Source organism: Mesorhizobium sp. M0751 (assembly GCF_040320265.1).
Taxonomy (GTDB): domain Bacteria; phylum Pseudomonadota; class Alphaproteobacteria; order Rhizobiales; family Rhizobiaceae; genus Mesorhizobium.
Genome location: NZ_JAMYPH010000012.1, coordinates 160844 through 187394, shown reverse-complemented (window position 1 = coordinate 187394; position 26551 = coordinate 160844). Strand labels below are relative to the sequence as shown.

Genomic DNA, 26551 nt, shown 5'->3' with positions numbered 1-26551 from the left:
TTTGGTTCGCCTCACTCAACCATGGCCTCGCCATACAAGCCAAGCTGCCACAGTGGCGCGCCTGCTAACCCAGAAAACTTGGCGGCCTTAACTACCCCCTGAGGAGTGTCTCTCGACATTCCTCAGGGAACTCGACGCGAATGTCTGCAATATCCGCTAAGCGGGCGGAATTTCTGCGACAGCATTTGCTGAAACCCTACTTTACAACAGTGTGGCGCTTCCGGCCGAGCGAAAGCCGGATCGGGAGGTCTTGGGAAGATATCATTGTATCAACCTCGACAACGTTGCCGTTGATCCGCACACCTCGTCCCGAGATCGCCCTTCGCGCTTCCCCTTTGGAGGAGGTCAATCCGGCGCGTACCAGCAAATCCACAAGGGCTACTCCGGCCAACCCCTCGGCGTCATTTAGATGAAGCGTCGGTAGCCCCTCTGCGGCTTCGCCCTGCCCAAATGCTTGGCTAGCCGTGGCCTCCGCCTGTTTGGCGGCGTTAGTTCCATGTGCCAGGGCCGTAGCTTCGTTGGCGAGACGTTCTTTGACGGCGTTTAGCTCGGTTCCTTCAGCCTGTCCAAATCGCTCGATCTCGTTCATCGGCAGATCGGTGAAAAGCTTCAGAAACCGAACGACATCAGCGTCTTCCGTGTTACGCCAGAATTGCCAGTAATCGTATGGCGAAAGGCGATCTTCGTTGAGCCACACAGCTCCGGCAGCCGTCTTACCCATCTTGATACCTGAAGGAGTCTTCAGAAGCGGCGTAGTCACTCCGAAGACTTCCTTTCCATCCGTCCGCCGTATCAAGTCGATGCCATTGATGATGTTCCCCCACTGGTCGGCTCCACCCATCTGCAAACGGCAACCGGTCCGGCGGGTTAGCTCAAGGAAGTCGAACGCTTGGAGGATCATGTAGTTGAATTCTAAGAAGCTCAGATTCTCCTGCTTTTCCAGCCGCGACTTCACACTGTCGAAAGAGAGCATCCGATTGACGGAGAAATGCCTGCCGACGTCTCTCAGCATGTCGATCCAACGAATGCTGTCCAGCCAGTCGGCATTGTTCACCATCACGGCATCCGTCGGGCCGTCTCCGAAGACAAGGAGACGGCCAAAGACCTTTCTGATCCCTTCAATGTTGGCGGCGATCCGCTCGTCCGTCAGCATCGGCCGCGCGTCCGAACGGAAGCTGGGATCGCCGATGCGGGTGGTCCCACCCCCAATGAGAACGATGGGTTTATGGCCAGTCTGCTGAAGATGACGAAGCGCCATGATCAGAAGAAGATGGCCGACATGAAGACTGTCAGCCGTCCCATCGAAACCAGCGTAAGCGGGTACGATGCCTGCTTCAAAGGCGGCATCGACACCCGGCAGGTCGGTCCCTTGATTTACATAGCCGCGCTCAATGAGCGTCTTCAAAGCCGCCGAATATGGTTTGGAATGACCGGTTGATAAATCGGGAAGTGCCATAGGGAATCCTCCTGGTATTGCCGCCAGGGGGTCCTCTCAATGAACAAAGCCGCCTGACGGCGGCTTGTTTCAAGGCATGATCGAAACGCGCCGCTCCTTATGGAAGCGTCGCATAATAGATTGCAGCGATGAGCGCGGACTTGATCATGTGCCGATGCATAAAGGACTTTATCCGCACCTGCAAGCAATCTGAAATGGCTACTTCGGGGAGCTGCCGAGCCTCTGTCGCGACGATTTGCAACTGACTTTTGCACCTCGCAGAACTCAACTTTTGCGACAACATTTCCTGCTTCCCGCTTTCCTTCTGATGTCGAGCCCAGCGCGCTTCACCTGCGCTTCGCTGCAGCCGGTCAGCTTTGCCGTCCTGCTGATACTGTTGCCGCCAGACCGGAAGACAATAATGCGTTCGTGTGTCACCAAGTCAGCTTGGCCTCCGGCGGGGCGGCTTATCCGGATGACTGCACGCGATCAGTTGCTGGTTCAAGACAGGGAAGAAGGCCTGCATCGCCTTTGCCGATGTTCTAGGTCAGTTCAATGTGGGTAATTTTCCGACGCCGTATTGCGCCACCGGCAAAAACGGCGTGAATCCTGAAACCTACGCCTGCAATTGGTGTGAAGCAGGCGAAAAGGGCTGCAGTGGCGGCGATTTCATCGAGGAAGGTTTGCGGCGGCGGCAGCGACACCGTTTTCTCGCGTCAGCAAATCCCGCCAAACCATTACCACCCCAATTGCGACCACGATATTCAGGGGCGGTACCGGAACCACGAGGGTCCTTACCAGGCGTGTCTCGCCACGCAAACCACCACCCACAATGGCATGGTGTTTGCCCTTAGAGCCTGACCCGAAACTCGGTTTTGGGGGTGGAAGCGGTTGAGTGGCCCCGTCCGTTGTGATTCGCTTGAGTTGTCTAGACTTGAACAGGATAACGACATGGCTTGGACGGAGAGCACCCGCCGGCGATATTGCCGCGCGGGGCAGCGAGATGCAAACGCGTTGACGGACAGGGAATGGGCGTTGATCGAGCCGTTCCTGCCGGGAACGAAGACAACGGGGACGACCGCGGACGACAGAACTTCGGGCGGTCGTGGACGCGCTTCTTTACATCGCCTGGACCGGCTGCCAATGGCGGGCATTGCCGGACCGGTTCCCGCCGGTTTCGACGGTTCAACGCTATTTCTATGCCTGGCGGGACAACGGGCTGTGGAAGACCATCAACTTCCAGTTGGTGGCTGCGGCACGCCTGCAGCTGGTCGCGAGGCGAGCCCGAACGCCGGTGTCATCGACAGCCAATCGGCAAAGACCACGGACGTTGCCGGTTTGCGTGGTTACGACGCCGGCAAGAAGGTCAAAGGCCGCAAGCGCCATATCATTACCGACACCGAGGGGCACTTGGTCGGGCTGACGGTGCACACGGCCGACATCCAGGAAGGCAGTCGGCGTCATCGCCTCCATTCGACGGCTTTCTCCCTGGTTGCGGCATCTGTTCGCCGACGGCGGCTATGCCGGAGAAAAACTGTCGCAGGCACTGGCCAATCTCGGCACATGGACCCTCGAAATCATCAAGCGCTCCGACGCGGCCAAGGGCTTTGAGGTGCTGCCACGACGATGGGTCCTCGAGCGAACTTTCGCCTGGCTGGGACGTTGTCGCCGGCTCGCCAAAGACTTCGAGGCGACCATCGCCAGCGCCGAGGCATGGATCTTCATCGCCTCGATCCGCCTCATGCTTCGCCGCATGGCAGCTCCACGTCGTGCGTCGAGTTTCGAGTCAGGCTCTTACAGGCATGCGCAGGACGCGCGAAGCCGCTCAAATCTCCCCAGATGGGTCAGCCATCGAAGACCGGCATCACTTGCCCGTTGAGCGGCTATACGATAATGCTCCGCGCTAAGCAGCAAGCGCCAAAAATTCGAGCGGCGACTTCATTCTCCTATTCAGGAAGGAACTATGAGGCGGCAGACGCGACCATTCACCGTGGAAGTCAAACAAAAGCGCAATTATCAAAAATCCGCACGTTCCATCTGGGGCAATTTCGACATCGCCGCGGCGATGGCCGAGACAACAAAGGAAGTCGAGCCGTTAAATCGTCAGCTTATTGACTCTACTGTAGTGGCCCTTGATGCTGAACCTTTGCAAAAACCGCGAGTGGAGCATTTCATGGCCAATCCCCTGGAAACCGAGTCAGCAGTAGTTCCTAGCGCACCGGCAGACAAAGCGGAAACGCCAAAACCGAAGACGAGAGCGCGGCGGTCGAGGAAGCCAGAAGCTGAGGCGAGCGCGCCTGCCCGCAAGGAGGGCGCCAAGCCGATATCCGCGACCACTGAAGCACCGCCGTCAGCGCGAACAGGCCGAAAGAGCTACTCCGCGAAGGATCGTGCCCAGAAGCTGGCGCAGATCGAGACCTCGATCGGCGGCGGCGCTACTCTCAAGAGCGCGGTGAAGCAAGCCGGCATCTCGGAACAGACATATTATCTTTGGAAGAAGGCGGCGGCGCCGGCGGCGGACAGTGACGGGCTGAAGGATCTCGTCGCGCTCGAGGAAGAAAACAAGCGGCTAAAGAGCCTGCTTGCCGATCGTCTCCGCAAGGAGAATGCGGAACTGAAGAAAAGGCTCGGGCTGGATTAAGGAGGCTGGGCAGCTGGTTCTTGGCTCGCCACCTACAGCAATCCCGCCTGCTCGGCCTCTCTGCGCAAATTCTGGCGTGGTCTTGGGCCGATTTGCTGGATGACCAGCCCGGCCGCCAGCGAGCCGAGATCGCCGCACTGCTTCAGGCTGCGGCCTTGCGTGTAGCCATAGAGGAAGCCGGCGGCATAGAGGTCGCCGGCGCCGGTGGTGTCGACCAGCTCGCGGATCCTGGTCGCATTGATGGTCACGGTCTCGTCGCCGCGCACGATGACCGAGCCCTTTTCCGAGCGGGTGACGGCGGCGATCTTGCAATCCTTGCGGATCTGGGCCAGCGCCTCGTCGAAGGACGCGGTCTGGTAGAGCGACTTGATCTCGTGGCTGTTGGCAAAGACGATGTCGACGGTGCCGGAGCGCATGAGATCGAGGAACTCGTCGCGGTAGCGGTCGACGCAGAACGAGTCCGACAATGTCATCGACACTTCGCGCCCGGCGGCATGGGCGAGCTTCGCCGTCTGCCGGATCGCTTCCTTGGCGCGCGGCGGGTCCCACAGATAGCCCTCGAAATAGGTGACCGCGGCGCCCGAGGCCTTGTCGGCCTCGACGTCCTCCGGGCCGAGCTCGACGCAGGCGCCGAGATAGGTGTTCATCGAGCGCTCGCCGTCGGGCGTGACGAAGATCATCGAGCGCGCCGTCGGAGGTTCGCCGTTAAGCGGCCTGGTGTCGAAGGCGACGCCCTGGGCATGGATGTCATGCGCGTAGATTTCGCCGAGCGCGTCGTTAGAGACCTTGCCGAAGAAAGCGGCGCGGCCGCCGAAGCTGGCCACGCCCGCCGCCGTGTTGCCGGCGCTGCCGCCCGAGGCTTCGATGGCCGGGCCCATGCCGCTGTAGAGCAGTTCGGCGCGCCTCGTGTCGATCAAATTCATCGCGCCTTTGATGATGCCGTTGGTCTCCAGGAACGCCTCGTCACACTGGGCGATGATGTCGACGATGGCATTTCCGATACAAAGCACGTCATAGTCCGGCATCAATTCATGTCTCCGCCAAAAACCCACCGGCTTTCTGCCACGCCGGGCGCGGGCGGGTCTGGCCAGTGGGAATGGGCTTTGCGCTTGCCAATCCGTTCGGCGCCAGCCCTCACGGGGCGGCAAGTCCTGCCTCGCGACGCAATTCGTCGGCCCTGTCTGTCTTCTCCCAGGTGAAATCAGGCTCTTCACGGCCGAAATGGCCATAGGTCGCGGTCTTGCGGTATATAGGGCGTAAGAGATCAAGCATCTTGATAATGCCCTTCGGTCTGAGATCGAACAACTCAAGAATGAGGCGCTCGATCCTTCTTTCCTCAACCCTCGCTGTTCCGAACGTGTTGACCATGACAGAAACCGGACTGGCCACGCCGATTGCGTAAGCAAGCTGTACCTCGCAGACGTCCGCAAGTCCGCTAGCGACGATATTCTTTGCGACATACCGGGCCGCATAGGCAGCTGAGCGGTCAACCTTGGACGGGTCCTTGCCCGAAAAGGCGCCGCCGCCGTGACGACCCATCCCACCATAGGAATCGACGATGATCTTGCGTCCAGTGAGACCGCAGTCGCCGCGCGGCCCGCCGACTACGAACCTCCCCGTCGGGTTGACCAGAATTCTGATGCCTTCCGTCTCCAGGTGGGTCGGCAGGACAGGCTTTATGATTTCCTCAATGACGCCCTCGCGGACCGTCTCTTGCGAGACCTGCTCGTCATGTTGGGTCGATACGACGATGGTATCAAGGGCGACCGGGCGCAACCCCTCATAGCGCACTGAGACTTGGGATTTCATATCAGGACGCAACCAGCCAAGCTGTCGTGCTTTCCGGACATCTGCCTGTCGTTTCGTCAAGCGATGCGCGAGCTGGATCGGCAAAGGCATCAGGGTATCGGTTTCGCGGCATGCGTAGCCGAACATGAGGCCCTGATCTCCCGCTCCCTGCTGGAGGTCCTGCCCTCGTCCCTCGTCAACGCCCTGGCTAATGTCGGGCGATTGCTCGGTGAGTGCATGAACGACGGAGCAACGCCGGCCGTCAAAGCCGACAGCCTCATCGTCGTATCCAATATCGAGAATCGTATCGCGCGCAACTTGGCTATAATCCACCCGCGCATCGCTAGTAATCTCGCCAGCCACAACGACTATCCCTGATTTTACCAACGCTTCACAGGCGACGCGTGCCTTGGGATCGGTGCGGAGGATGGCGTCGAGGATGGCATCCGAGATGTTGTCGGCCAACTTATCCGGGTGTCCCGCGCCAACCGATTCGGAAGAGAACACGAACTGCCTAGCCATGAAATGCCTCGTTTCGGGTGTTGGAGTTGTATGGTGCATTTTGCTTAGCCCACCTTACCTGTTGGTGATGCCCGGGACCTCGAACGCAGCGCACAAATCGGCAACGTCTCTTCGCACGCAGGCATGGAGATCTTCGTCATCAGGCCGCCGGAGGACGCAGTCAATGAAGCCAGCAATTTGCACCATTTCCACATCGCGCATGCCCATTGACGTCACTGCTGGCGACCCCAGGCGAATTCCGCTTGTGACCGCCGGATCCCGCGGGTCGCCAGGCACCATATTAAAGTTTGTGATGATGCCTGCCTTTGCTAGCCGCTCGGCATAGGCCTTGCCCGATAGTGGTCGATCGCGCAGATCAAGGATCAGCATGTGATTGTCCGTCCCCCCGGTAACTAGGTCATACCCTCGCTCGATCAGTGCCTGTGCAAGAGCCTTGGCATTCTTGAAGCTTCGGAAGGACGGGTTCGCGGCTTCGTGCAAGGCAACTGCTAGCGCAGCGATGGCATTCATATGAGGCCCGCCTTGCAGGTGAGGAAAGACCGCCCGGTCTATTCGTCTGGCGAGATTGTATTTGCTCTTTGTATGATACAGGGCCTGATAGCGATCTTCGTTCCTGGACAAAATGAAACCACCGCGGGGACCGCGGATCGATTTGTGGGAGGTGCTGCTGACCACGTCGCAATGGCGCACGGGATTCGGGTGCGCTCCCGCGGCAATCAGTCCGCTGATGTGCGCAATGTCGGCTACGAGATAGGAGTTCGCTTCCAGGGCGATTTCTGCCATTGCCGCGTAGTCAAAGACACGCGGGTAAGCAGTTCCGCCGACCCAAATGAGCCGCGGCCGTTCCCGCTTGGCTGTCTCGCGCAAGCGGTCATAGTCAATCTGCTGTGTCTTTTCATCTAGTCCATAGGGGACGCGTTGATAGTCAGTTCCGGAAAAGTTGATGGCCCAACCATGAGTCAGATGGCCCCCTTCCGGGAGGGGCAAGCCCATGACTTTGTCACCGGGGCTCAAAAGCGCACGATAGACAGCCTGGTTGGCCGGCGAGCCGGAATAAGGCTGGACGTTGGCATGCTCGCTGCCAAATAGTGTTTTCAAGCGCTCAATGGCTAGATTCTCAAGCTCATCAACGATCTCATTTCCAGCGTAGTAGCGCGCACCGGGGTACCCCTCGGCGTACTTGTTCGTGAAAATCGAGCCGTTCGCTTCCAGCACGGCCGAGGACGCAAAGTTCTCTGAGGCGATGAGCTTAAGGGTCGTCCGCTCCTGCCGCTCCTGTCTCAGAAGCAGTTCGTGAACGCGGCAATCAACCGCGGCCAATCGAGACCGTCCGTAAGTGTCGCGCGGCGCGATGGCGCCGTCGGCGGAGTTGTACATGGTGGTTTCGCGCTCCAATTGGACTGATCTATTTCACGGTCAAGCATGCGATCCCCTTCGACGGCGCGTCTTGTGTGGCTTCGAGCCGTTGAAGGTCTCGTTTGTGATAGCCATCGCCGTGGGGCAGGAGATCAACCAACAGTTGAACCAGCCCGCCGTCCTTACCTCCTGCTTTGAGATGGTACGAGCACCACGGACGTTGTTCGTTGCAGTAAAGAAAATCGGCTCTGGCCAGCAGCCGGACGTGTCGTACAACGTGCTCACGACGCAGACCCAGAATCTCCGCTAGCTGGCAGACAGTTAGGTCCGCATGCGCGCAAAGGCCTAGGATTCGAAGGCGATCTAGATGCGCTGCCGTCCGAAGGCGACTGACCAGTGTCAGCATTGGGCAGGACCAAGCCACTTGGAAAGCCTGGGCACTCGTCCTACTGAATTTGTCATTTCGCGTTCTCCACAGATGTTGCAGCTTTCGAACGAAATAATATGGTTGCTTGTCCACCGACCGGACAATCTCGGTGGCCGTGAAGATACTGTTTTGAGCCAATATGGCTGTGTCGAACAAACAAGATGGGCGCTGTTCTTGCCATTGCCTTTAGCCGAAATTGCACGCAGTTCGGCGGGTCGGAGAATAAGCCACGGTTCGGACTCCTCTGACTCAAACGTTGCAATAAGCCTACCATTCACAGCGAACCGGAGTTACTAAGAGTCTATGAATTTCCTTGAAGGATCTGTTGCAACGTTTGCGCAGCCCGGTCTTGCTCCCGGCTTGCAGCGGTCAATCTCGTGCAGACTGACCGTGATGCAAAGATGACAAGGAAGGTTCGCTTTCAATCCGATCTTCTTCCTGGCCAAGTGGTTCGTAGTCTCATAACGGTGGCCTAGACAAAAGCTGGGCTAATCAGCGGTATGATGTCGTTAGCGTGGTTGGGCCACCAGCAGGTCGACGCCAAGATCGACACGCGCAATTTCCCGCGCTACGAGAATGTCAGTGACTGCGCGCTCTTCCTCGGGCGGTCTGGCTGTGCCGTCTAGAATCTGAATGCATCTCGCGCCGACCCGTTCAGCAATGAGCTGTTCGGCTTGCCGCATTGACGGCGAAGCAAGCTCAAGTACGTTTTCGCGCATCTCACGCGCCGCCTCGCCGACTTCCGCAAAACGCTTCTCGGCGAACTGCTCCCTGAAGAGCGCAGCGAGATCATCAAATGTTTGAACTTTGGTGGGCTTGGGTTTCGAGCAAAAATATCCAGTTGCCAGTCCAGGTTTATAGGCAAGGCTGTGCGCTTTGTCGTCTGGCAAGGGCCCAATATCCCCTGGTGAGACGAAAATGGACTGCCGTGCTACGGTTGCTCCAAATAAGAGCGGTCGAAATCGCTGATGTTTGCGATACAAGGAGCCGCATAGAAGACGTTTGACGGATAGGGCGCCTCAAACCGAAGAAGCAGTTCATGCTGACGCGACACATCCCTGCGCATCATCGCAATCCGAAAAAATGGTATCGACAAACCGGGACAATGTCCGCTCGCAACCTCAAAGGCAGTTCCTCGCTTCATCAGCTCCGGAAGCTTGTACTGGAAAAACAGCGGAACCCCTGGGAAATTGATGCGGATGTCAAAGCCAGAATGCCCCTCCTGTATGAGGTTTGGAAAGACCGGCGCGCCTACAGGTGCGGCTGACGATGACCGGATAAGGTTTTCGGTGAAGGCATACCCAAATGAGAACTCCATGTAGCCCACCTTCATTCAATTCTGCTTTCGTGCTGAAGTTTATCCTGGCTCTTTGCCTGCAGCCGAGCAGACTCTATAAAAAAACTATGTATACTTGCGAGATAGTCTGAGCTTATCGATTCCTCGGATAGATATTTAAAGAGCTCACCCACTCTTCTGGCTGCTAGAATGGGAATGGGAAGCTTCTGGTTGATCTGGGTCGAGTTCCAGTTGATTTTGGTAAGCGACAAAACCTCCTGCGCTATCTCAGCGATTCCCGGCCAGATCGCCGATAAGTTTCGGGCTTCGCGAACAGAGCCAGAGTGCGTAGCCGATATCTTCAACCGGGGCGGCGGCTTCTCCCTCGCCAGTGCCGAGCGCGATCACATGCGTTGCGCATTCGGCCAGCGCGCCGTCAAGGCGCCCCGCTTCCGTCGCGCTGCCGTAAAGGTCCAGGAACCACGCCAGCGAATAAGACCAGTCGGCAGGCAAGTCCTGCCCATTGTGATCCCTTGCGACGACGGCCACGACGGCGTTGCGGCCTTCGGGCGTGCGGGGCTCTATCCCAAGGATCGGGTATAATTCGGGTGTCGGCTGCTGAAGGATACGCGCCGGCACGAGCGACAGTGCTTTCTCCAGCGAGGGAGGAAAATCCTCCAGTTCTTCGGCCAGTTCGGCAGCTTCTCTCCTTCGTCCCTCGCGGCGCGCTTCTACATATTCTGCCGCAACCACGGCAATGGTGCGCTGCGCCCGTTCAGCGGTGCTGGTGGCAATCAGCTCGGCCGGAATGTCACCATCCTTGATCGCCCAGTGCGTGCGGTGCTGTTCGAACTGTTGAATGCCCAGCCGGTCCGCAATTCTCAACACCGCTGACCGGTCGAGAAAGGCATGTTTCGGATCGGGCTCGAAGGTGAAGGCCAGTTCGTGTCCGCGCCGAACGATATTGCGTATGCGGCTGTGCCGGACCACGCGCGCGTGCGGGCCTCCCGCCCCGACTTCGTACATCAAAAGCGCCGGGATTTCCTCCAGCCGGCGCAATGTTTCAGGGCGCGAGGTCGATAGCCTCGGCCTCGGCGCCGCTAGATTCCTTGAACCGGTCAATGGTTGACGTGAACGGCGGCGTTTCCCACCACTCGCCGTGGCCCGAGACAAGCAAGTTAAACATGGCACACCGCCGACCTCACGCCGCCTTCTCCATAGACCACTTCACCCGTTCGCCGAGAAAGGCGGCGAACGTTTTCACATTCATATTGCCGCTCGCCTCCTCCAGCCCTGCGAGGTAGGCCTTCCGGTCATCGACTCTGACGACTGTCCAGGGGTAACCGCCTGAAGCCAGCATCGCGTTCATGAGGAACCGCGCCATTCGTCCGTTGCCGTCCGGATAGGGGTGCACATAGCCCACAAGCCAATGCCCCAGCACGGCACGCACGGAGGCCTCCTTCTCCGCCTCCAGCAGGTCGAACAGCTCATTCATACCATCGGCCACCGCTTCGGTACGCGGCGGCACGTGCTGCGAGCCGCGCAGGTACACGGGGTGATTGCGATATCCCGCAAGCGCGCTGGCTTTGAGGATGCCGGCGGTCACTGACGGCGCGAACAGCTCCCGGTACCACTCCCGGTGAGTGTCCCGCGTCAACGCGCCGGCTGGCTTGCCGTTGATGATCGCGGCAACAGAGTCTTTGACCTTCTGGAATGCGAGGTAGTAGCCACGCGCGGCAAGCGCATCTCGGTTCTTGCGGTCCTCTTCATCAATCTCCGGATTCCAGCTCCCCTCGCGCACCCGGTCGATGAGTTCCGGGGTGACGCTGTACCCTTCTATCGACAGCGAATGGTAGGCGTCGCTTTCGTAGATATCCTCGACGAACTTCATATAGGCGTCTTTGTCGGACGGCAGTCCGGGTGCCTTCGGGAATATCTCGATGATGGCTTCGCGCTGCGATTGCCAGATCGCGCGCAGGCGGGCGACCAACGGCGGTACGCCCGCCGCAATAGTTGTCACTCCAATTTGTCCCGCGAACGGATCGGATTCGCGCACGTCATAGCCGGCGGCTTTGAAGGCGGCCACGATTTCATCGGCAAAGGAGTCGCGTCCTACGCGACGGAAGGCCCCCGCAAGCCGTCCCGCCACGGCGGAATGGCCGCCATCAAGCAGCAGGGCCAGAACGGTTGATACGTCGCGCACCGACGCCATGGCGATCTGCATCTCGATTGGGGCGCGCTGGAAGAACGCTTCCGGCACCCGGGTAAGGGCGGCCTCGACAGTGAACACGCGCTGGCCGTTTTTCTCTGTCAGTTCGGCCGGCATCTCCTTGACCTTGAGGTCATAGAGCGAAGTGCCGAACAGCAGGTCGATTTTGTTATTCGAGCCTTTGGGGGTGTTCACCACCACCTGAGGCGGAATAGTGGGCGCTTCCGCGTGCAGAAGCAGCGACTGCTCCGGTGAGAGGAACCAGTCCTTGCCGAACCGGTCATTGCAGTAAAGGGAGCAGAACTCCCAGAAGCTCGCGTACCAAGGGGTGGTGTCTTGCTGCCGTGCCTGCGGGCCGGTCGACATGAGCCAGCCTTTGATAACATCGCGCAGGAACCCGTTCTGCAGCAGCCGCTCCCGGTGGACGCGGGTCAGCTCATCTGATTTGAATATGCGCCGCCCACCCTCCTGCAGCTCTTTGAGGACGGCCAGTGATACAGCGAGTTTTTCATGGGGCTTGGCCATGGCCGTGCCTTTGCAAGTTTTTAGAGCTGTGCGATTACAAGTATATAGTGCTGATAGGCGACAAGTCAATGATGCTGTGGAGTTGCAAGTTTTTTTAGTCGTGCGATAACAAGTTTTTTATGCGATAATCGGCAAATGCGATCGTTTCCATAGCCGCGCGAAGGATCGTTACCCGATGGGCCGAGACCCAGCTCCCCCGCAGGCTACGCAGGGGCTCGGGGCGAGCCTAGAGCCTGGCCCTCCGAAGCGCTTCGAAGGAGGACGCGCCTCTTTGAAAAACTCGCCCGTTGTGCATCGTGGGTACCCGTAAACGCGAATTCTCAAAGGAAAGACGCTCCTTACCTCTCCCTCCCGCCACGATCATCACGGCCGCGCCCGCGCTCACTACGCCGCGACGCCCGCGAGATCGCTGCACGCATCTGATCGGCCACCAGACCGGGTTGTAGATGAAGGATGTCCGTGACGCTGTCGTGTGTTTGCACCGTCACCGCAGTGACGGCAAGGCAGCTGCGCACGCCCATGGAGGAGAGCGTCTCGATATCGCGCGCGATTCCGGCACCCCCACTGGAGTCCGATCCGCCGACGACAAGTACATGCGATGCCTGCCTCAGCGCCCTTTCATCTGTTAGAATGAGCGTTCGAAACGCAGGATTCCGCCGACACTGCTCTTCTTGTTGGCGTTGGTCCAGTTCACGTTGGAAGCGTCCACCTTGCCGACGGCGAAGTTGCCGTAGCGGCCATAGTCGAGTTCCGCCGTAACTGTGAAATCTGGAAGAAACGCATAGGCGACGTTTGCAGCGACACCATGGTTCTTGAGCTGATCACCGGAGAGCTGAAGGTTGAACGAAGTTGTCTCGTTGAGCTTGTAAGTGGCGCCAGCCCAGAAAGCCCAGTTCCCGCCCCAACTCTTATAGAAGCCGCGACCATGAGCGTCGATGGCGTTCGTGGAGTCGTCGTTGAGCTTGCCGTTGGAACCGTAGCCGAGCATTCCGAACAGCAACAGTTCGTTGGTGACATTGATGTCGACACGGACCTTGGCGGCCACCGATTCGTAGTTGCTATCATAAGCGGCAACGCCGGTGATCGCGCCCCAGCCATGTGTGTATTTCAAGCCGCCGACTACGTGCGGTGCGTAGCTGTCGATTGTGCCGACCACGCCCGAGCCTTCTTCGAGCGAAACCACGGCCGAAAAGCCGTCCCCGGCGTCGAAGTAGTACTGAACCACATTGGTATCGAAAGCGCCGTACGGAACCGGCGTCTGGTTGAGTACGTCACCCGTGCCGCCAATAAACATGTCGAAGGCCGACCAGTCCTTACCAGCTCGGAGGCCACCAAGCTGAATCCAGGCGAAAGTCAAGGTGCTGTCTCCGTTGAAGGCATAGGACCGAGAACTGTCCGAAACCGAAGTGTGGCGGTTGCCGAAGTTCATGCGGGTTTCGGTGTAGGTCTTCAACGTGCCGAGTTCGGTCTCCTGGCCGGTCCAAGTTTTCAATGCGAAGCGCGTGTTGTTTTGCCATGTGCCCTGATGCTCACCAGTCCTCACATCCGAGGTTCTTGCGTGATCAACCAATCCGACATGGCCCAAGCCGACGTCGTAACGGACATAGCCGCCGATGCGCACGCAGGTCTCAGTGCCTGAAATGTAGACGTAGCCCGAGCCGTAGACGTCGCAGACTTTAACGTACTCAGTCGGGTCAGGCTCGGCAACGGCGGTCACGGCGCGAGCGTCGGAAACGGCAATCAGTGCCGCAGTTGAGCCGAGGAGGAGGCTCCTAATGTTCATTGTTGATCTCCGTTCAAAGAGTAAAAGGAATGGACGTCACTGATGAACTCTTGCTAAGGGAACAGTCGATAACGATGCGCATTGAGTTGAATTTGAGCAGTTTTGATGCGCTCGTCACGCCAGATATTCATCAGAAATTGAGAATATGATTGGGTGTTATTGTTACAAATATGCGATTGTTATTACAGATATAATAATCGCCGAAACGACGCCATCCAACATTTCTGTACAAATCATCCCCGTCATCTCCGCTAGTTGTGGGCGGGCCGTCACAAAGGCTTCTACTGCAAATGACGTGCCATCCTGACGACGCAGCTGCGGCTTGAAGCTCAAGTGTGCCGGCGGACCTTGGTTCGCTCTTCCTTCCTTTTTGCCTTGCGGATCAACCCAAGCACGAACGGCAAACGTTTCCGCTACGGTTCGTCTGTTCGCTTCGCGACAGTTTCGTTCAATGGCGACAGCTTTGTTTGCTGTGAGCCCCGACGTTGAGACATCATGCGGCGGCACCGCTCGGTACGACGCCGTCATTTTGGCGAGCGCGATGATCGGTAATCACGCGCTGAACGCGCAGCCTTGCCTCCACCACGGAGTCAGTAGGCGCGCCGGCCTTGGCATTGCGGCCGACCTGACGGTCGCGTCGAGCAGCCTCTCGTCCTGATAGACGGCGCGCCACAGCTAATGCTTCTTGCCAGCAATTCACACAACGAGCTCATCGAGACGCCAGAGATCACTATGGGGCTGCGCTAGCTGGCGAGCAAAGTCTGGTCCCAACGCCGTGTTATCTCGTTGGATGCGGCAGCCGCGCTCAGCAGAATCTACTCGACCAGGCGCAGGCTGAAGGGAAGGGATGGTGGAACCAAACGGTGCGCGTGAGGGTCGCGGCGGGAACAGCCATGGCCAGTCGCTGACCGTCCAGCCAAGACTGAACGGCCGCTATTGCTGAGAAATACAAGTTTCGAGACCAAAGCGGAACGGACTGACATAGCGCAAAGACACAGGCGAGCGCAGCGGTAAGGTTGGTGGTTATCAGCATGGGACGGTAACTGTTGCAGACCACAAAAGATCGCGAGGCCGGCCTGCCTTGGTACACTATCTATCCGACTGTGTCGGAGTTCTCTGGGGCGGTCGGCGCCGAGGCTTATGAGGAATGGCTCAGGAACCTGCCGGCTGACGATCCGGTGTCGCTCTATTTCCACGTTCCGTTCTGCCGATCAGCTTGCTGGTATTGTGGCTTCCCCACCACCATCACCCGCCATGATGCGCCGATCCTCAACTATCTGGCGGCCCTGCGTGACGAGATCCGTTTGGTCTCGGAGCGAGCGCCGCAGACGCTGCCCGTGAGCGACATGCATTTCGGCGGCGGAACGCCGTCTCTCATAGGACCAGCCGAGTTCCTGGCTCTGATGGAGTTCCTGCGACGCCGCTTCGCTCTCACGAAAACAGCTACGGTTGCCGTCGAGATTGATCCGCGCACGTTCACGGCCGAGATGGCCGAGGCCTTAGGAGCAGCCGGCGTGAACCGTGTGAGTCTCGGCGTGCAGAGCTTCGATCCCATTGTTCAAAAAGCAATCAACCGGGTTCAGAGTGAGGCGCTGACGTCGGCTGCCGTGGAAATGCTGCGCCGGCATGGAGTAAGCCGCATCAACTTCGACCTCATCTTCGGTCTCCCGCATCAAACGGTGCAGTCCTGCGTCGAGACCGCGAGGGCGGCGGTCGCAATGCGCCCCGACCGGCTTGCGGTGTTCGGCTATGCGCACATCCCGTCGCTTGTAAAGAATCAGCGCCTCATCGAGGAGGCAGTTCTTCCGGGCAGCGCTGCCCGCGCCGAACAGTATGCGGCCGTGGCCGCGACGCTGATTGCCGCCGGCTACCGCGAGATCGGGCTCGACCATTTCGCCTTGCCGGACGACGAGCTCGCGCTGGCACAGAAAACGGGTCGCCTGCGGCGTAACTCGCTGGGCTACTCGGCCACCACCTGCAGAACCCTGATCGGTTTCGGCGCGTCGGCTATCGGCCGCGTCGGCGAGGGGTACGTCCAAAACGAAGTTACACGGGATTCCTACATCCAGCACATCGCAGCTGGCCGTCTGGCGACGTCAAAGGGCTATCGCCTCACCGACGACGACCGCGTGCGAGCCGCAATTATCGAGCGACTAATGTGCGATCTCGAGGCCGATGTGCAGGCAATCTGTGCCGCCCACGGATCTGATCCGATCCGTCTTCTCGATTCAGCTGAACGCTTGGCGATGCTGGCCGAGGACGGGATAGTGGACTTCGAAAACGGTTTTGTCCGCGTACGGCGGGAGCATCGCTTTGTAATTCGCGCTGTCGCTGCCGCGTTCGATGCTTTTCTCGATTGGGATGGCCGTAGGCATAGCCACAGGTGAGGGCAAGCATCCAACCGGAAGCTAAACTCGACGCCCTCGGCCGAGGCCTGTCATGAAGCGGGCGTCAAGGATGCGAAAAGCAGAGCTGATCCGCCTATTTCATCTCATCTTCAATGACATCGACCTCGTGGCTGCCACCGAGGCGTTTCCATATTGATCGTGGTAGGTGCGGGGCATCTGGGTGTTTCGCCGTCAGCGCATGAATATCCCCGCCATGTGATGGGTCAGGAAATCGCGGTGGCTGCAATCAGCCCGTCCATCGATGACAGACCGCGGCCACGCCGCTTCGCGAGGCCCGTCAGGTCGCCCCAGGCCAGGACAACCAGTTCGTCCACGGGCAGGACTCTCGGCTCGAAGCGCTGCGGCAGGTCCCGGGCGAGCCATCCGGCCAGTGCGTCACGTTTCCGACCTTTGTCCATGAGGGCAGCGCCGCGCCGGATCTCGGCGATCGACACAACGCTGATAAATGAGCGGTCTTCATCGAGCCCGTCATCCATTCCAGCACGCGCGCGTCAGGGCTCGGCCTCGTCACCTCGGAGAGGCCATTAGTGTCGAGCAAGAGCCTCACAATGGCAGACCATGCGGTTCATCGCGTAGCCGCTCGATGTCCAGTTCGGCGTTGCGCAGCGGCGATGCGCAGCGAGTGCCCAAAAAAACAGCAGTCAGCTCCCTTCCGGAAGATCGGAGCGGACGCCACGCAAAAAGCGCCAAATCCTTGGCGCCGGCGGTCTGTGTGTTTGCGCGCTGGCGGCTTTGGTGTACTCCTGTGCCGTTTCGACGAGGCTTCCAGCCGGACCGGCAGGGGAGGAGGCTTTGGCGGCGCGGCCGGCACACGGCCCACCTCGAGGACGAGATCGACGATGTCGGGCAGATCCTCGGTCGCCTCACAAATCGGTGAGGTCGTCGGGACACCGTCTTCCACTTTTGTTGATCAGCCGCCTTCCTGGCCATGTTCCGAGACAATAAGGCGCCCGTGCGCCGCCGCCTCGATTAACCCAAGACGCGCAAGGATCTTTTGCCGGAGACAACGAGGTCACCATCCTGCGGTGCCGCGTTGCGTCACAGTCGGCATGAGATGTGCAAAGTGGACCGTCGTCAAACGTCAAACAGAGGCGTTGGTGACTGGACTGAACGACCAGAACGGGCTGCTTGCGCCCTTTCGGACTTCACAAAGTTCGAAAATGGCGTCGTTTCAGGGCATAATCGCCGCTTGTCAAAATGTTTGCGACAAGTCCGGTGAAAGCCTACCGAGTATCTTGTGCTTGGGGGGCGGTTAGTTCCGATAAACTATGCGGCATACACATGCTAATCTATTTGATTTACGGGCCGACCTGCAGCGGCAAAACAGACGCGGCAATCCAAATTGCACGAGAGACCGGATGGCCGGTCATTGCGCTGGATCGTGTACAATGCTGTCCTCAAATCGCCACCGGGAGCGGGCGTCCCTCGGATTCCGAACTGCAATCTACCCAGCGGATCTACTTGGATTCGCGCCCGCTAACCGCGGGCATCATCGACGCCGAGACCGCCCATCGTAAGCTGATAATGCAAGTGGATGAGCGTAGTTCCCAGCCGGGGCTCATCCTCGAAGGCGGTTCGATCTCCCTTCTCAATTTAATGGCGCGAAGTCAGCATTGGGATGGCGCTTTTCGGTGGCATGTAAGGCGGTTGCGGCTCGGCAACTCGGACGCCTTTCTGGAGAGAGCCAAGCGTCGGGTCACAGACATGTTTGTCACAAGAGAAGGACAACCTTCATTGCTGCAGGAACTTGCCGATCAGTGGAAGGAAGATGCAGTCCGTCCCACTTTGGAAGACGTTGACGGATATCGTTGCGCCATTCATTTTGCGAGAGAGCACAGCTTGGCAATCAGCGAAATGCCGTGCCTTCGCAAAGAGCTCCAACAAGATCTTGTAGAGGCGATTGCGAGAGAATATCTCGAATATGCGCGTTGGCAAGAACGCGACTTTCCAGAATGGCAAACTGAGTGAGCAAGCCTCCCCGGACCTCGCCTGCGATGCGGGCACGGTAGCTCCTGAGAATTGCGCTAAGTGGTTTGCTGAAGCAAGCTAGTGCCAGGCGACAATAGGTCCGTGTGGCAGCGGAAGGATTGCTTTCGCCACGGTGACTGCGGAGGAGGCGACATGGCTGCACTGCTCATTTCAGGCATGGGACGGAATGTACCGATGACAAAGTGCTGCGCGCTTCGTAGCGACCGCTACCGTGGCTGACTCGCGAACTACTATCCGCCAGCCCAGTCTGTGGCGTCGTCTCGGCTTTCATCGCCACCGCCTTCGCCCAGGAAACGCCCGAGGCCGCAAGCGTCGCCGTGGCAGTGCGGCACCCGGCAAGATGGGTGGTCATCGGACCTATCTGATCGACGGGGAGCACCGTGCTTTCGTCCTGGGCGAGGTTGAGCGAGATGCCAACATGACGCTTCATCAATTGACGGCGGCACTGGCTGAACGTGGTCTCCTGCGAGCGTCGGTCGCTTCCTGCACCGCGAGGGCAAGAGCTTCAAAAAACCGTTCTGCCGGCCGAGCAGCTCAAGCCAAAGCTGATGCGCGGGCGTGCGCAATGGATGCGCTATCAGACCCGCATTGACCCTACGCGCCTGGTCTCCCTGGATGAAACATGGGTCAAGACCAACATGGCGCCGTTGCGCGGCTGGGGTGTGCGCGGCAAGCGGCTGATGGCCCACGCACCATATGGCCATTGGAAGACGATGACCTTCATCACCGCGCTGCGGCATGATCGGGTGGAGGCGCCTTGGGTCATTGACGGACCCATCAATACGCAGGCTTTTCGCGTCTATGTCGAAACCGAACTCAACAAAACACTGAAGCCGGGCGACATCGTCATTCTCGACAATCCCGGTTCTCACAAGGGCCAAGCCGTCCGCGACATCGTCAGGGCTGCTGGCGCAAGGCGGGTCAAGCCCGCGAGAGCGGCAATTTTGTTCCGGCTATCACCCTCTCGTCGAGAACGGCGTGACGGAAGCGATAAAGTTGCGCCGGCCGGCCGCCGGTTTCCGCGGTTGTCTCACCGGTCTCCTCGACCAGCTCCTGCTGCTCGATCAGCCGGCGAAAGTTCGGCTTACGCACGAGCCTGCCGGCAAGCGCCTCCACGGTGCGCTGCAGCTGCAAAAGCGTGAAGACCGGCGGCATCAGTTCGAATACGACCGGCCGGTATTTGATCTTGGAGCGCAGCCGCGCAATGCCGGTCGCCAGGATGCGACGATGATCGGCGATCATCGATCTGCCCGACACCGAGGTGGGCGCAGCGGAATGTCCGGCGCGTATTGCTTCCTCCACCAGGGCGGCTTCGTAGAGCAGCTCATAACGTTGAAGCGCGAGTTCCTCGTTCCAATGGCGGTCGTCAAAGCCGAAGGCGATCGCCGCCCGCCGTCGTCGGTCGAGGCGTGTCGTACCGTCGTCAGTGCCATCCGCCCATTCCATCAGGCGCGGCCGCAATTCGTCCAACACGACCGCCGGTGTGCCGGAGCGGTGATCCTCCCACGGGAAATAGTCGTACCAGCTTCCCCAGTGTCGCCCGGCCGGGTCGCCAGCTTCGTCTTGGTGGGTGAGCGCCAGATAGCTGATAGAGACCACGCGGTCGTCAGCGCCAACCCTGTCGCGATCGGCGAAGGTGTAGAGCTGTTCGATATAGCCGAGCGGCTGGCCGGTCTGTTGTTCCACCCATCCCCTGAGGCCCGACTGCAGCGAACGGTGAGCAAGCTCGAACGGGCCGGAGGGCAGGGCGTTTGCCTGCGGGATGGTCAGAACGCAGGGGGCGCTGCTGTCCATGGCGACCACAACGGCGATCAAGTCCGCATTGACGTCGTTGGCCTTGCCTCCAGCTCCGCCTTTCCTAATCCCTTTTGCGCGATCGTCCATGGTCCCCGACGTCGTTGAGCAGAGCCCTGCCGCGTAGGCGGCTGAACCGATTGAATTCCGTTTTTGTCTGATAATTGTCGGCGCGTCAACACCACCCGTCGTGGCGATTTTAGCTCTTCGCAGCTGCACAAAAAGTGCCAACGCGACATCCGTGCTTGGGGAAGGAGGCCCATTGAGTGCGCCGATTCAAAGCTCGTCGATCGACATTGCGACGTTGTTCTCGTCGGCGACAGCGCGGCATGGTTCTCCACGGCTTGGCGTCGACGCTGGGCGTGACGCTGGAGATGATGATCATGCACGGTCAGGCCTGCCCCGTGGCCTGGAGCCGGCGCAAATGGTCGTCGACCCGCCGTTCGGTTCCTTTTGAAGAAACCCGGAGCAGGCTTTCCGCAATGCCTGATAAAGCCCTTCCAGTGCGCCCGCGCCAGCATCATAGCACTCTCGCTCCAACACAACCTATGCGAGTCAGTAAATCGACTCGCCGGCACTATTGTTTCAGGGGAAATGAATCTAGTTTCAAAGGGTTCGGCCGATAGCCGGGCACAGCTGCGGTCTTCACGGCCTTTTTGACATAAACGCGTCGCCCGATTGAGATTATCTTGACGGTAGCGCAGTGCGCCATCCATGCCAGTCGAGATGATCATGGGCAAATATCGAGACCATCGCGAGCCACGCCGGCATCGCTATGACGATGACCCCGTTTCCTTTTCGGAACGGACTTCCGAGCCAAGCTATTTTCAGCGCCCGCCGACCGTGACGGCAGATCCTGTCGATGCGGAGGTATTGTGGTTCACAGTCAGCAAGGGTTTTGGCTTCGTCAAACTGTCGGACGGCACGGAGGCCTATCTGCACGTGCGAGTGTTAGAGGCGGCCGGAAGCCGGGATGTTGCCGCGGGAACGCCTCTCAAGATCACGGTCGAAAAAAGTCCAAAAGGTCATCAAGTCGCGCAGGTGCTGGAGATCGGCGATCACCGCGCGAAAACTCCGTCACATACGCGCGTCGCTGGAGGGACCTTCGTTGAAACCGGTGCGCAGCTGGAGAGCGGGGGCACGGTCAAGTGGTACAAACCCGAAAAGGGCTTCGGCTTCATTGCTCCTGACAACGGTGAGAAGGACGTCTTCGTTCATGCCAGCGCCCTGACGCGCTCAGGGCTCAGCGTGCTGGTGGCGGGACAGAAGGTGTTTGTCGAATGCGGGCAAGGCAAGAAAGGCTGGGAAGTCCGGAGCATTCGCCTTGCCTAGACGGCGAGGCATTGCTCGCCTCGAAGGAGATGCCGGAGAGCGTCGGGCGGCCGCCCGAGCCCGCGTAGCAGAAACCGACATTGTCGAAGCGCAGCACGCCGTCGGTGACGACGAGATCCCTGGCGCCCGCCGCGTCCTCGATGTCAAGTTCGGCGTCGAGCAACTCGAACAGCCGCGTGCCGCAGGTCGAGGCGCGCGCGAACGAGTTGACCATCAATCCGAGCTGGCGCACCGGCATCTGCAGAATGGTCATGAAGGTGAGCAACAGGGCCAGCGTGCCGACGCTGATTTGACCTGCGATCACTTTCTGGCCACCGAACCAGAGCACCAGGCCCATGGCGGTCAGGAACGAGAAATTCATGGCGCTGGTGTTGCCGACACGGATGTCGACGCGCTCATTGGCGAGATCAAGGCGCGTCCTGCTTGGCGCGGTCGAACTTTTCCAGCTCGTGCGGCTGCGCGGCGAAGGCACGCACGACACGGATGCCGCCGAGATTCTCATCCATCACCCGGATCTTTAACGATCGCTGATGCCCAGATATGGGAAGGTCAGGCTTCAATGACGGGGAAGGTGAAGGATTGACTGGTCGGGTTTCCGGGCCGAGCTTGTCGGCCGCTCAATCGAAAGCGTCATTTGAGGCGCTTCTTCTCCCGCGTGTAACTGGAAGACACGCTCGTCCAGTTCCTTGTCTACTTCCGTGAGACGATAATTGAGGCGAAGGTAGTCGGTCCAGGTCGGCGTGCGGAACGTTTCTGTCCACTGCATAGGCTTCTGAAGGTTGCGCTGGAGCGTCCAGTTCCGAGCACCGACGCGGCTGTGTACATGACGCCGCTGCCGCATGAGGTCGAGGAAGGCCTCGACATTTCTCTCGGCTATCAGATATTCGATCTTGACCACGATCGGGCCGCTTCTCGGCTTCAAACTGAGAGCGACAGCTGGGGCGTCGAATTCCTCCAAAGGATCGGGCTCGGACTCGCGGCGCTCGCGAAGAGGAAACAGAACGCCGGCTGCAGCGACGATCAGAAGGGCTACAGCGGAACCCTCGAGCGCCCAGGTCAGCGAATGGTTCTGGGAAACCGTGCCCCATACCCAGCTGCCGGCCGCGATGCCGCCGTCTATCAATGCGTAGTAGATCGAGATTGTGCGACCCACGACCCAGCGCGGGCTCGCCAGCTGCACGCTCACGCCAACCCCCGACCAGGCGGTGACCCAACCGGCGCCGCCCAGGGCGAGTGCAATTGCCGCCACAGCGATCGAAGAGGTCAGAGCCAGGGAGAGGGAGCACGCCGCGCAGGCGAGGCAGGAGAGCCTCATCAGCCTTTCTTGCGACAAGCTCCGTCTGAACAGGCTGTTGGAGAGGCCGGCGAAGACGGCACCGGTCCCGAAGCCAGCCATGAGCGCGCCATAGGCGAGCGGACCTCCTCCCAGCTGGTCGCGGACAACCACCGGCAGCAGCGCGAGTATGGCGATGCTCGCCAAGCCAAAGAGGGTTCCGCGCGCGATCGCTGCCTTGATTTCCGATGACATCGCCGTGAAGCGCAGTCCGTCATAGATCGCCGTCCTCATCGACTCGCGTGGAAGAGGGGACGAGCGAACCTTCCACTTGCAGCGCCAAATAGTGACCAAGGGTACGAAATAGGTGAGCGTGGTCACGGCGAATGCCGCCATGAGGCCGAATGAGGCAACCACAATGCCGCCGAGCGCCGGGCCCACAGTCCTGACAGTGTTGAAGCCAACAGAAAGCAGGGTGACGGCAGCGGGAACATCTCGTCGGTCCACGATATCGCCGACCGACGCTTGCCAGGCCGGATCATTGAGAGCACCGCCGCTTGCGATCAAGAAGCTGAAGCCAAGGATCATCCACGGACTAACAAAGCCCAGCGCCACGGACGCGGTCAGCATCGCGGACGCAATCACCATAAGGCACCGACCGGCGAACATGACCCGGCGCCGGCTGAAATTGTCGGCGAGAGCCCCGGCGAAGACGGACAAGACGAAAGCGGGCAGGTTCGATGATGCCTGCACCAGCGCAACCATCAGATGCGAAGTCGAGATCGTTGCCATCAGCCAGCTGATGGCGACAGTCTGCATCAGCCAGCCGAGACTCGAAACCTGCGTGGCGAGCCAGATCGAACGAAAGGTGGGCTGCAAAAGTGGCCCAAAGGTCGTTGGTGCAGCCAAATCTTCGTTTAATCCAGCCACCCTACTCATTTTGCGACCCTTTGCTTTCCGTTATTGTCGTTTCCCATGTAATCTAGGCTGAACCGTGGCGGCTAGAAGAATAGAGAGAAACTGTTTGCCTTGCGGCACAGTTCCTCGTGATTAAGGGTTGCGGCCGAGACGCATGCCCGAGCCGGCTCACCCCGCCTTCGAGGACATCACTGGGTGGAGCCCGGATCTTGCTTGTCGTTTGACGCAGCATGCTTCATCAACGGGCACTTTGCCGAGCGATGCCTTTTCGCGAAACGCGACGATGTTCTTTCGTCGGAAACTCTCTCCAACGGCGTTCGATGCGCTGAGTCTGGCTTGGGGCGAGGTGAGGGCTTGCAGATCTTAGACAGGATTGATTCCTGATAAACGCAGACGGTTGCCGGGCCGCGATCGAAGAGGCGCGCGCCTTGCTGCTTCAGCTTGAACAAAAGTCTGACGCGCTCACACATGCCATCGACGACTTTCTGCTCGATCTGATGAGGCTGGCTTTCATTGTTGAATGTTATGGACACGGCTTTGAACTTTTGGCGCGAACGCTTGCCCGTAGAAGACTGGCAAAGGTCAGGCTTTTGTCGGGGCGGTGGACGCCGCCAGGGGAGAAATGACACCCAAAGCCGGATGGCTGACGCGACGGTCGCCCCGCGTTCCGCACAGTGACGAAGGTAACGGTACGGCTCTTCGGCAGATGGCGCATCCTCATGGTAGCGTCTGGCCGTTCCCTCTGATGCCTCGGCCTCCCACACCTATCCGAAGGATCCTGGAGGGTCCTCGAAGTGGGCATGAGGGCGATAGGCCGCGTGGTTGGGGTACCAAGCGTAGGCGCGGTATTGGGCTGGAAATTGGCGATGCGCGACGAAGAAGTCCGAGATCAACTCGTGCAATGGCAATTCCTAACACCGTGGACGTGTTGGAGCAGCCTCATCCTCCTAGTCAGGAACGTCATCAAGGTTATAGGATTGATGCGCGGCGAACCCTCGGAACAGGATCATGTTGACATCGCTGTTCGACAGAGCCGACTTCGCGCAAGGAAGCCACATCGTTTCGGAATTGCTTATCGCATGGTCTATCGTCGGCCTAGTCAAACCCTTGGCGCGGCGAGGAAGCGGCGGTCGTCGGCGTGATGCATGACGGGAGTCGGCGGCGCCTCACCATAGGCGAAATGCAGGAACCAAAGGAAAGGACCACCTGCATGGAATTGCGAACCGCGTCCTCGGCGTCTGAGCCGCGACCCTTGCCAACGATCACTCAACCCGCGACGTAGAGCTTCAACCCAGCCTTGGACACGCGAACCGCGCTACCATCGTTGCAGAGGAGCCGTCCACCAGATGGTTGCACTTGTAGTCCGCACGCCTTTGGTCGACATAGCGGACTGGCTCTGGCCACCGGCAAGGTTGAAGAGTGTTCCGTTGTTGCAGTCGTACTTGGCCTACGTGAACCAGATGCCTGAGCACGCGGTCGCGTTTCAGGGTTGATCTACTCGTAAAAAGGAATTGTCTTAGGCGGAAGGCCGCACTTAATACCGCTATCCTATTGGCGCCCCATCGGGTTCCCGGATTGAGCAAGTCCGGATCACTATTTTATGCCGCTGCCAGCCTTGTGTCGGCCATGTGCACGCGCGCTGCCGCTGCCAGCAGGTCGGTCTGGGTGATCAGCCCAATAATGCGTCGCTCGGTATCGACGATGACCACGGCATGGCTGCGGCCGTCGGTGAGCACCGGCAGCAGGCTCATCGCCGGCGTATCGGGAGAGGCGGTGCTAGCCTTCGACATCACAGCCCTCACCGTGTCGGTCGCCTTCGTCAGTTCGCGCAGGCCAACTACACCGACCAGCCCGCCCTCGGCGTCGGTCACCGGCAGCGTCCGGATGTTGTGATCGAGCAGCAAATGCCGCGCCTGGTCGGCAGGCGCATGTTCATCGACCGAAATCACATCGCGCGACATGATGTCCTCGCACAGCAGGGTCCGGTGGGAGCGCACCATCGCCTGCAACTCGACCTGCCGTAGCAGCCGCTCAAGATCGTTGCGGTCGATATCGAAGGTTTCCTCCAGCGCGCCGAGCGCGGCATCGACATCCTCGGGCTGGAAGCCGACCCGCTCCCGCGCCGGCGGATCGATGGTTCCATGCGCGCTTTTAAAGGCGGGGGCCGCCACATGCGGATAGTTGCGCCGCGACAGTTTATGGATGCCGTAGCCGAGTGCGACCAACACGATCGAGTTCAGCGCTACCGGAACGAAGGGAAACAGCAAGCCCGAGCTGAAGACGGCCGGTCCGCCGAACACCGCGGTTAAGGCGGCGGCGCCACCCGGCGGATGCAGGCAGCGCGTGAACGACATGGCGGCGATGGCCAGCGCCACCGCAATGCCGGTAGCAAGGACGGGTTCATGCACGAAATGCGCCACGATCACCCCGACCAGCGCCGAAATCGTATTGCCACCGATAATCGACCAAGGTTGCGCGAGCGGGCTTGAAGGCACGGCAAAGAGCAGCACGGCCGATGCTCCCATTGGAGCAACCAGCAGTGCGACATGTGGGCCAGACCCGTTCGCCAGCGCACTGATCACGCCAGTCAATGCGATGCCGATCATGGCCCCGATGCAGGCGAGCAGCCGCTCGCGCAGCGTTGCACCGGCAAGGATCGGAACAAAGAGACGAAACGCCATGGCATACCCTTGGGCGAGTGGTCGGAACTCCGCGCTCCGCAATGCAGGCAAAGCCACAGATTTGGAAGTTAAGCCAATTCGGAAAGCCGGCTCACGGGGGAATACTTTTGCGCGAAACGGCCATTGCCAAATGGGTGCAGACATTTTGATCAGGCAGAGGAGGCGGACGGCACGCTGATCCGCTCGAGCGCAGC

At 59.5% G+C, this 26551-nt stretch carries 21 protein-coding genes and 6 pseudogenes; 8 read left to right on the top strand and 19 right to left on the bottom strand.

From position 1 onward, the window contains the following. Positions 1-196: 196 nt before the first annotated feature. Both tyrS and NKI19_RS19780 read right to left on the bottom strand, forming a co-directional pair. The gene (gene tyrS, locus NKI19_RS19785; RefSeq protein ID WP_352566748.1) at positions 197-1456 is read right to left on the bottom strand and encodes a tyrosine--tRNA ligase; all 1260 of its coding nucleotides are present in this window, start codon (positions 1454-1456) and stop codon (positions 197-199) included. A gap of 521 nt (positions 1457-1977) precedes the next feature. Then, the gene (locus NKI19_RS19780) at positions 1978-2139 is read right to left on the bottom strand and encodes a hypothetical protein (RefSeq protein WP_352566746.1); all 162 of its coding nucleotides are present in this window, start codon (positions 2137-2139) and stop codon (positions 1978-1980) included. A gap of 247 nt (positions 2140-2386) precedes the next feature. On the opposite strand from NKI19_RS19780, the pseudogene NKI19_RS19775 reads away from it, so the two are divergent. Together NKI19_RS19775 and NKI19_RS19770 are read left to right on the top strand one after the other, a co-directional pair. Then, positions 2387-3194: pseudogene (locus NKI19_RS19775) on the top strand (IS5 family transposase); the annotation flags it as partial. 204 nt (positions 3195-3398) lie between these two features. Next, positions 3399-4076, top strand: coding sequence for a transposase (locus NKI19_RS19770; RefSeq protein ID WP_352566745.1), 678 nt, complete (start codon positions 3399-3401; stop codon positions 4074-4076). Between the two features lie 32 nt (positions 4077-4108). Here the strand turns inward: NKI19_RS19770 and NKI19_RS19765 are convergent, their stop codons facing one another. The 11 genes and pseudogenes from NKI19_RS19765 to NKI19_RS19715 all read right to left on the bottom strand — a co-directional run bounded on the left by NKI19_RS19765 (position 4109) and on the right by NKI19_RS19715 (position 14490). Then, positions 4109-5101 (bottom strand): adenosine kinase, encoded by a 993-nt coding sequence (locus NKI19_RS19765; RefSeq protein WP_352566743.1) that lies wholly within the window; start codon positions 5099-5101, stop codon positions 4109-4111. A 109-nt stretch (positions 5102-5210) separates the two neighbouring features. Then, positions 5211-6386, bottom strand: coding sequence for a methionine adenosyltransferase (gene metK / locus NKI19_RS19760; RefSeq protein ID WP_023679684.1), 1176 nt, complete (start codon positions 6384-6386; stop codon positions 5211-5213). A gap of 54 nt (positions 6387-6440) precedes the next feature. Further along, positions 6441-7763 carry a serine hydroxymethyltransferase gene (glyA, locus tag NKI19_RS19755; RefSeq protein WP_352566768.1) on the bottom strand — a complete coding sequence of 441 codons (1323 nt, stop codon included), beginning with the start codon at positions 7761-7763 and terminating at the stop codon, positions 6441-6443. Positions 7764-8678: 915 nt separating this feature from the next. Beyond that, positions 8679-9059 carry a hypothetical protein gene (locus NKI19_RS19750; protein WP_352566741.1) on the bottom strand — a complete coding sequence of 127 codons (381 nt, stop codon included), beginning with the start codon at positions 9057-9059 and terminating at the stop codon, positions 8679-8681. Between the two features lie 41 nt (positions 9060-9100). After that, positions 9101-9502, bottom strand: coding sequence for a hypothetical protein (locus NKI19_RS19745; RefSeq protein ID WP_352566739.1), 402 nt, complete (start codon positions 9500-9502; stop codon positions 9101-9103). A gap of 231 nt (positions 9503-9733) precedes the next feature. Continuing rightward, positions 9734-10471: a hypothetical protein gene (locus tag NKI19_RS19740; RefSeq protein ID WP_352566737.1), complete on the bottom strand. Its 738-nt coding sequence runs from the start codon at positions 10469-10471 to the stop codon at positions 9734-9736. A gap of 37 nt (positions 10472-10508) precedes the next feature. Next, complete coding sequence (locus tag NKI19_RS19735) at positions 10509-10631, bottom strand: hypothetical protein (protein ID WP_023679689.1); 123 nt, start codon at positions 10629-10631, stop codon at positions 10509-10511. A 15-nt stretch (positions 10632-10646) separates the two neighbouring features. Beyond that, complete coding sequence (locus NKI19_RS19730; protein ID WP_352566736.1) at positions 10647-12179, bottom strand: Fic family protein; 1533 nt, start codon at positions 12177-12179, stop codon at positions 10647-10649. Positions 12180-12580: 401 nt separating this feature from the next. Then, a pseudogene (locus NKI19_RS19725) lies at positions 12581-12790 on the bottom strand (bifunctional hydroxymethylpyrimidine kinase/phosphomethylpyrimidine kinase); the annotation flags it as partial. Positions 12791-12804: 14 nt separating this feature from the next. Then, a complete protein-coding gene (locus NKI19_RS19720) occupies positions 12805-13962 on the bottom strand; it encodes a porin (RefSeq protein WP_352566734.1) in 1158 nt (385 codons plus the stop codon). Between the two features lie 162 nt (positions 13963-14124). Next, positions 14125-14490, bottom strand: coding sequence for a hypothetical protein (locus NKI19_RS19715; RefSeq protein ID WP_352566732.1), 366 nt, complete (start codon positions 14488-14490; stop codon positions 14125-14127). Positions 14491-15008: 518 nt separating this feature from the next. Between NKI19_RS19715 and hemN the strand changes: the two genes are divergently transcribed. Next, complete coding sequence (gene hemN / locus NKI19_RS19710) at positions 15009-16349, top strand: oxygen-independent coproporphyrinogen III oxidase (protein ID WP_352566730.1); 1341 nt, start codon at positions 15009-15011, stop codon at positions 16347-16349. A gap of 227 nt (positions 16350-16576) precedes the next feature. On the opposite strand, the pseudogene NKI19_RS19705 reads toward hemN, so the two are convergent. Next, positions 16577-16917: pseudogene (locus NKI19_RS19705) on the bottom strand (PIN domain-containing protein); the annotation flags it as partial. A 734-nt stretch (positions 16918-17651) separates the two neighbouring features. Between NKI19_RS19705 and NKI19_RS19700 the strand changes: the two are divergent. Further along, the gene (locus NKI19_RS19700) at positions 17652-18338 is read left to right on the top strand and encodes an isopentenyl transferase family protein (RefSeq protein WP_352474847.1); all 687 of its coding nucleotides are present in this window, start codon (positions 17652-17654) and stop codon (positions 18336-18338) included. Between the two features lie 166 nt (positions 18339-18504). Here the strand turns inward: NKI19_RS19700 and NKI19_RS19695 are convergent, their stop codons facing one another. Then, a complete protein-coding gene (locus NKI19_RS19695) occupies positions 18505-18789 on the bottom strand; it encodes a hypothetical protein (RefSeq protein ID WP_352452632.1) in 285 nt (94 codons plus the stop codon). A gap of 118 nt (positions 18790-18907) precedes the next feature. Here NKI19_RS19695 and NKI19_RS19690 point away from each other — a divergent pair. Next, a pseudogene (locus NKI19_RS19690) lies at positions 18908-19255 on the top strand (transposase); the annotation flags it as partial. A 25-nt stretch (positions 19256-19280) separates the two neighbouring features. Here the strand turns inward: NKI19_RS19690 and NKI19_RS19685 are convergent. Then, positions 19281-20243 (bottom strand): NUDIX hydrolase, encoded by a 963-nt coding sequence (locus NKI19_RS19685; RefSeq protein ID WP_352469024.1) that lies wholly within the window; start codon positions 20241-20243, stop codon positions 19281-19283. A gap of 147 nt (positions 20244-20390) precedes the next feature. On the opposite strand from NKI19_RS19685, the pseudogene NKI19_RS19680 reads away from it, so the two are divergent. Both NKI19_RS19680 and NKI19_RS19675 read left to right on the top strand, forming a co-directional pair. Then, positions 20391-20607 (top strand): annotated as a pseudogene (locus NKI19_RS19680) (3-methyl-2-oxobutanoate hydroxymethyltransferase); the annotation flags it as partial. A gap of 260 nt (positions 20608-20867) precedes the next feature. Further along, on the top strand, positions 20868-21485 hold the full coding sequence (locus NKI19_RS19675; protein ID WP_352458545.1) for a cold-shock protein: 618 nt from the start codon (positions 20868-20870) through the stop codon (positions 21483-21485). Here the strand turns inward: NKI19_RS19675 and NKI19_RS19670 are convergent. Further along, positions 21460-22009, bottom strand: a pseudogene (locus NKI19_RS19670) (ABC transporter transmembrane domain-containing protein); the annotation flags it as partial. The gene NKI19_RS19675 and the pseudogene NKI19_RS19670 sit on opposite strands and share 26 nt — an antisense overlap. Positions 22010-22041: 32 nt before the next feature. Further along, positions 22042-23697, bottom strand: coding sequence for an MFS transporter (locus NKI19_RS19665; RefSeq protein ID WP_352566729.1), 1656 nt, complete (start codon positions 23695-23697; stop codon positions 22042-22044). Positions 23698-24104: 407 nt separating this feature from the next. Here NKI19_RS19665 and NKI19_RS19660 point away from each other — a divergent pair, with 407 nt between their 5' ends. After that, positions 24105-24302 carry a hypothetical protein gene (locus NKI19_RS19660; RefSeq protein ID WP_352566727.1) on the top strand — a complete coding sequence of 66 codons (198 nt, stop codon included), beginning with the start codon at positions 24105-24107 and terminating at the stop codon, positions 24300-24302. 972 nt (positions 24303-25274) lie between these two features. Here the strand turns inward: NKI19_RS19660 and NKI19_RS19655 are convergent. After that, a complete protein-coding gene (locus NKI19_RS19655) occupies positions 25275-26357 on the bottom strand; it encodes an HPP family protein (protein WP_352474840.1) in 1083 nt (360 codons plus the stop codon). Positions 26358-26551: the final 194 nt, after the last annotated feature.

Excerpts from the sequence above, each read along its gene's own strand:
- NKI19_RS19770 (WP_352566745.1), top strand. The coding sequence starts at position 3,399 with ATGAGGCGGCAGACGCGACCATTCACCGTGGAAGTCAAACAAAAGCGC.
- glyA (WP_352566768.1), bottom strand. The coding sequence starts at position 7,763 with ATGTACAACTCCGCCGACGGCGCCATCGCGCCGCGCGACACTTACGGA.
- NKI19_RS19745 (WP_352566739.1), bottom strand. The coding sequence starts at position 9,502 with ATGAAGGTGGGCTACATGGAGTTCTCATTTGGGTATGCCTTCACCGAA.
- NKI19_RS19655 (WP_352474840.1), bottom strand. The coding sequence starts at position 26,357 with ATGGCGTTTCGTCTCTTTGTTCCGATCCTTGCCGGTGCAACGCTGCGC.
- NKI19_RS19735 (WP_023679689.1), bottom strand. The coding sequence starts at position 10,631 with ATGTTTAACTTGCTTGTCTCGGGCCACGGCGAGTGGTGGGAAACGCCG.
- NKI19_RS19765 (WP_352566743.1), bottom strand. The coding sequence starts at position 5,101 with ATGCCGGACTATGACGTGCTTTGTATCGGAAATGCCATCGTCGACATC.
- NKI19_RS19685 (WP_352469024.1), bottom strand. The coding sequence starts at position 20,243 with ATGGACGATCGCGCAAAAGGGATTAGGAAAGGCGGAGCTGGAGGCAAG.
- NKI19_RS19700 (WP_352474847.1), top strand. The coding sequence starts at position 17,652 with ATGCTAATCTATTTGATTTACGGGCCGACCTGCAGCGGCAAAACAGAC.
- NKI19_RS19740 (WP_352566737.1), bottom strand. The coding sequence starts at position 10,471 with ATGTACGAAGTCGGGGCGGGAGGCCCGCACGCGCGCGTGGTCCGGCAC.
- metK (WP_023679684.1), bottom strand. The coding sequence starts at position 6,386 with ATGGCTAGGCAGTTCGTGTTCTCTTCCGAATCGGTTGGCGCGGGACAC.
- NKI19_RS19695 (WP_352452632.1), bottom strand. The coding sequence starts at position 18,789 with ATGAAGCGTCATGTTGGCATCTCGCTCAACCTCGCCCAGGACGAAAGC.
- tyrS (WP_352566748.1), bottom strand. The coding sequence starts at position 1,456 with ATGGCACTTCCCGATTTATCAACCGGTCATTCCAAACCATATTCGGCG.
- NKI19_RS19720 (WP_352566734.1), bottom strand. The coding sequence starts at position 13,962 with ATGAACATTAGGAGCCTCCTCCTCGGCTCAACTGCGGCACTGATTGCC.
- NKI19_RS19675 (WP_352458545.1), top strand. The coding sequence starts at position 20,868 with ATGCCAGTCGAGATGATCATGGGCAAATATCGAGACCATCGCGAGCCA.
- NKI19_RS19715 (WP_352566732.1), bottom strand. The coding sequence starts at position 14,490 with ATGACGGCGTCGTACCGAGCGGTGCCGCCGCATGATGTCTCAACGTCG.
- NKI19_RS19730 (WP_352566736.1), bottom strand. The coding sequence starts at position 12,179 with ATGGCCAAGCCCCATGAAAAACTCGCTGTATCACTGGCCGTCCTCAAA.
- NKI19_RS19665 (WP_352566729.1), bottom strand. The coding sequence starts at position 23,697 with ATGAGTAGGGTGGCTGGATTAAACGAAGATTTGGCTGCACCAACGACC.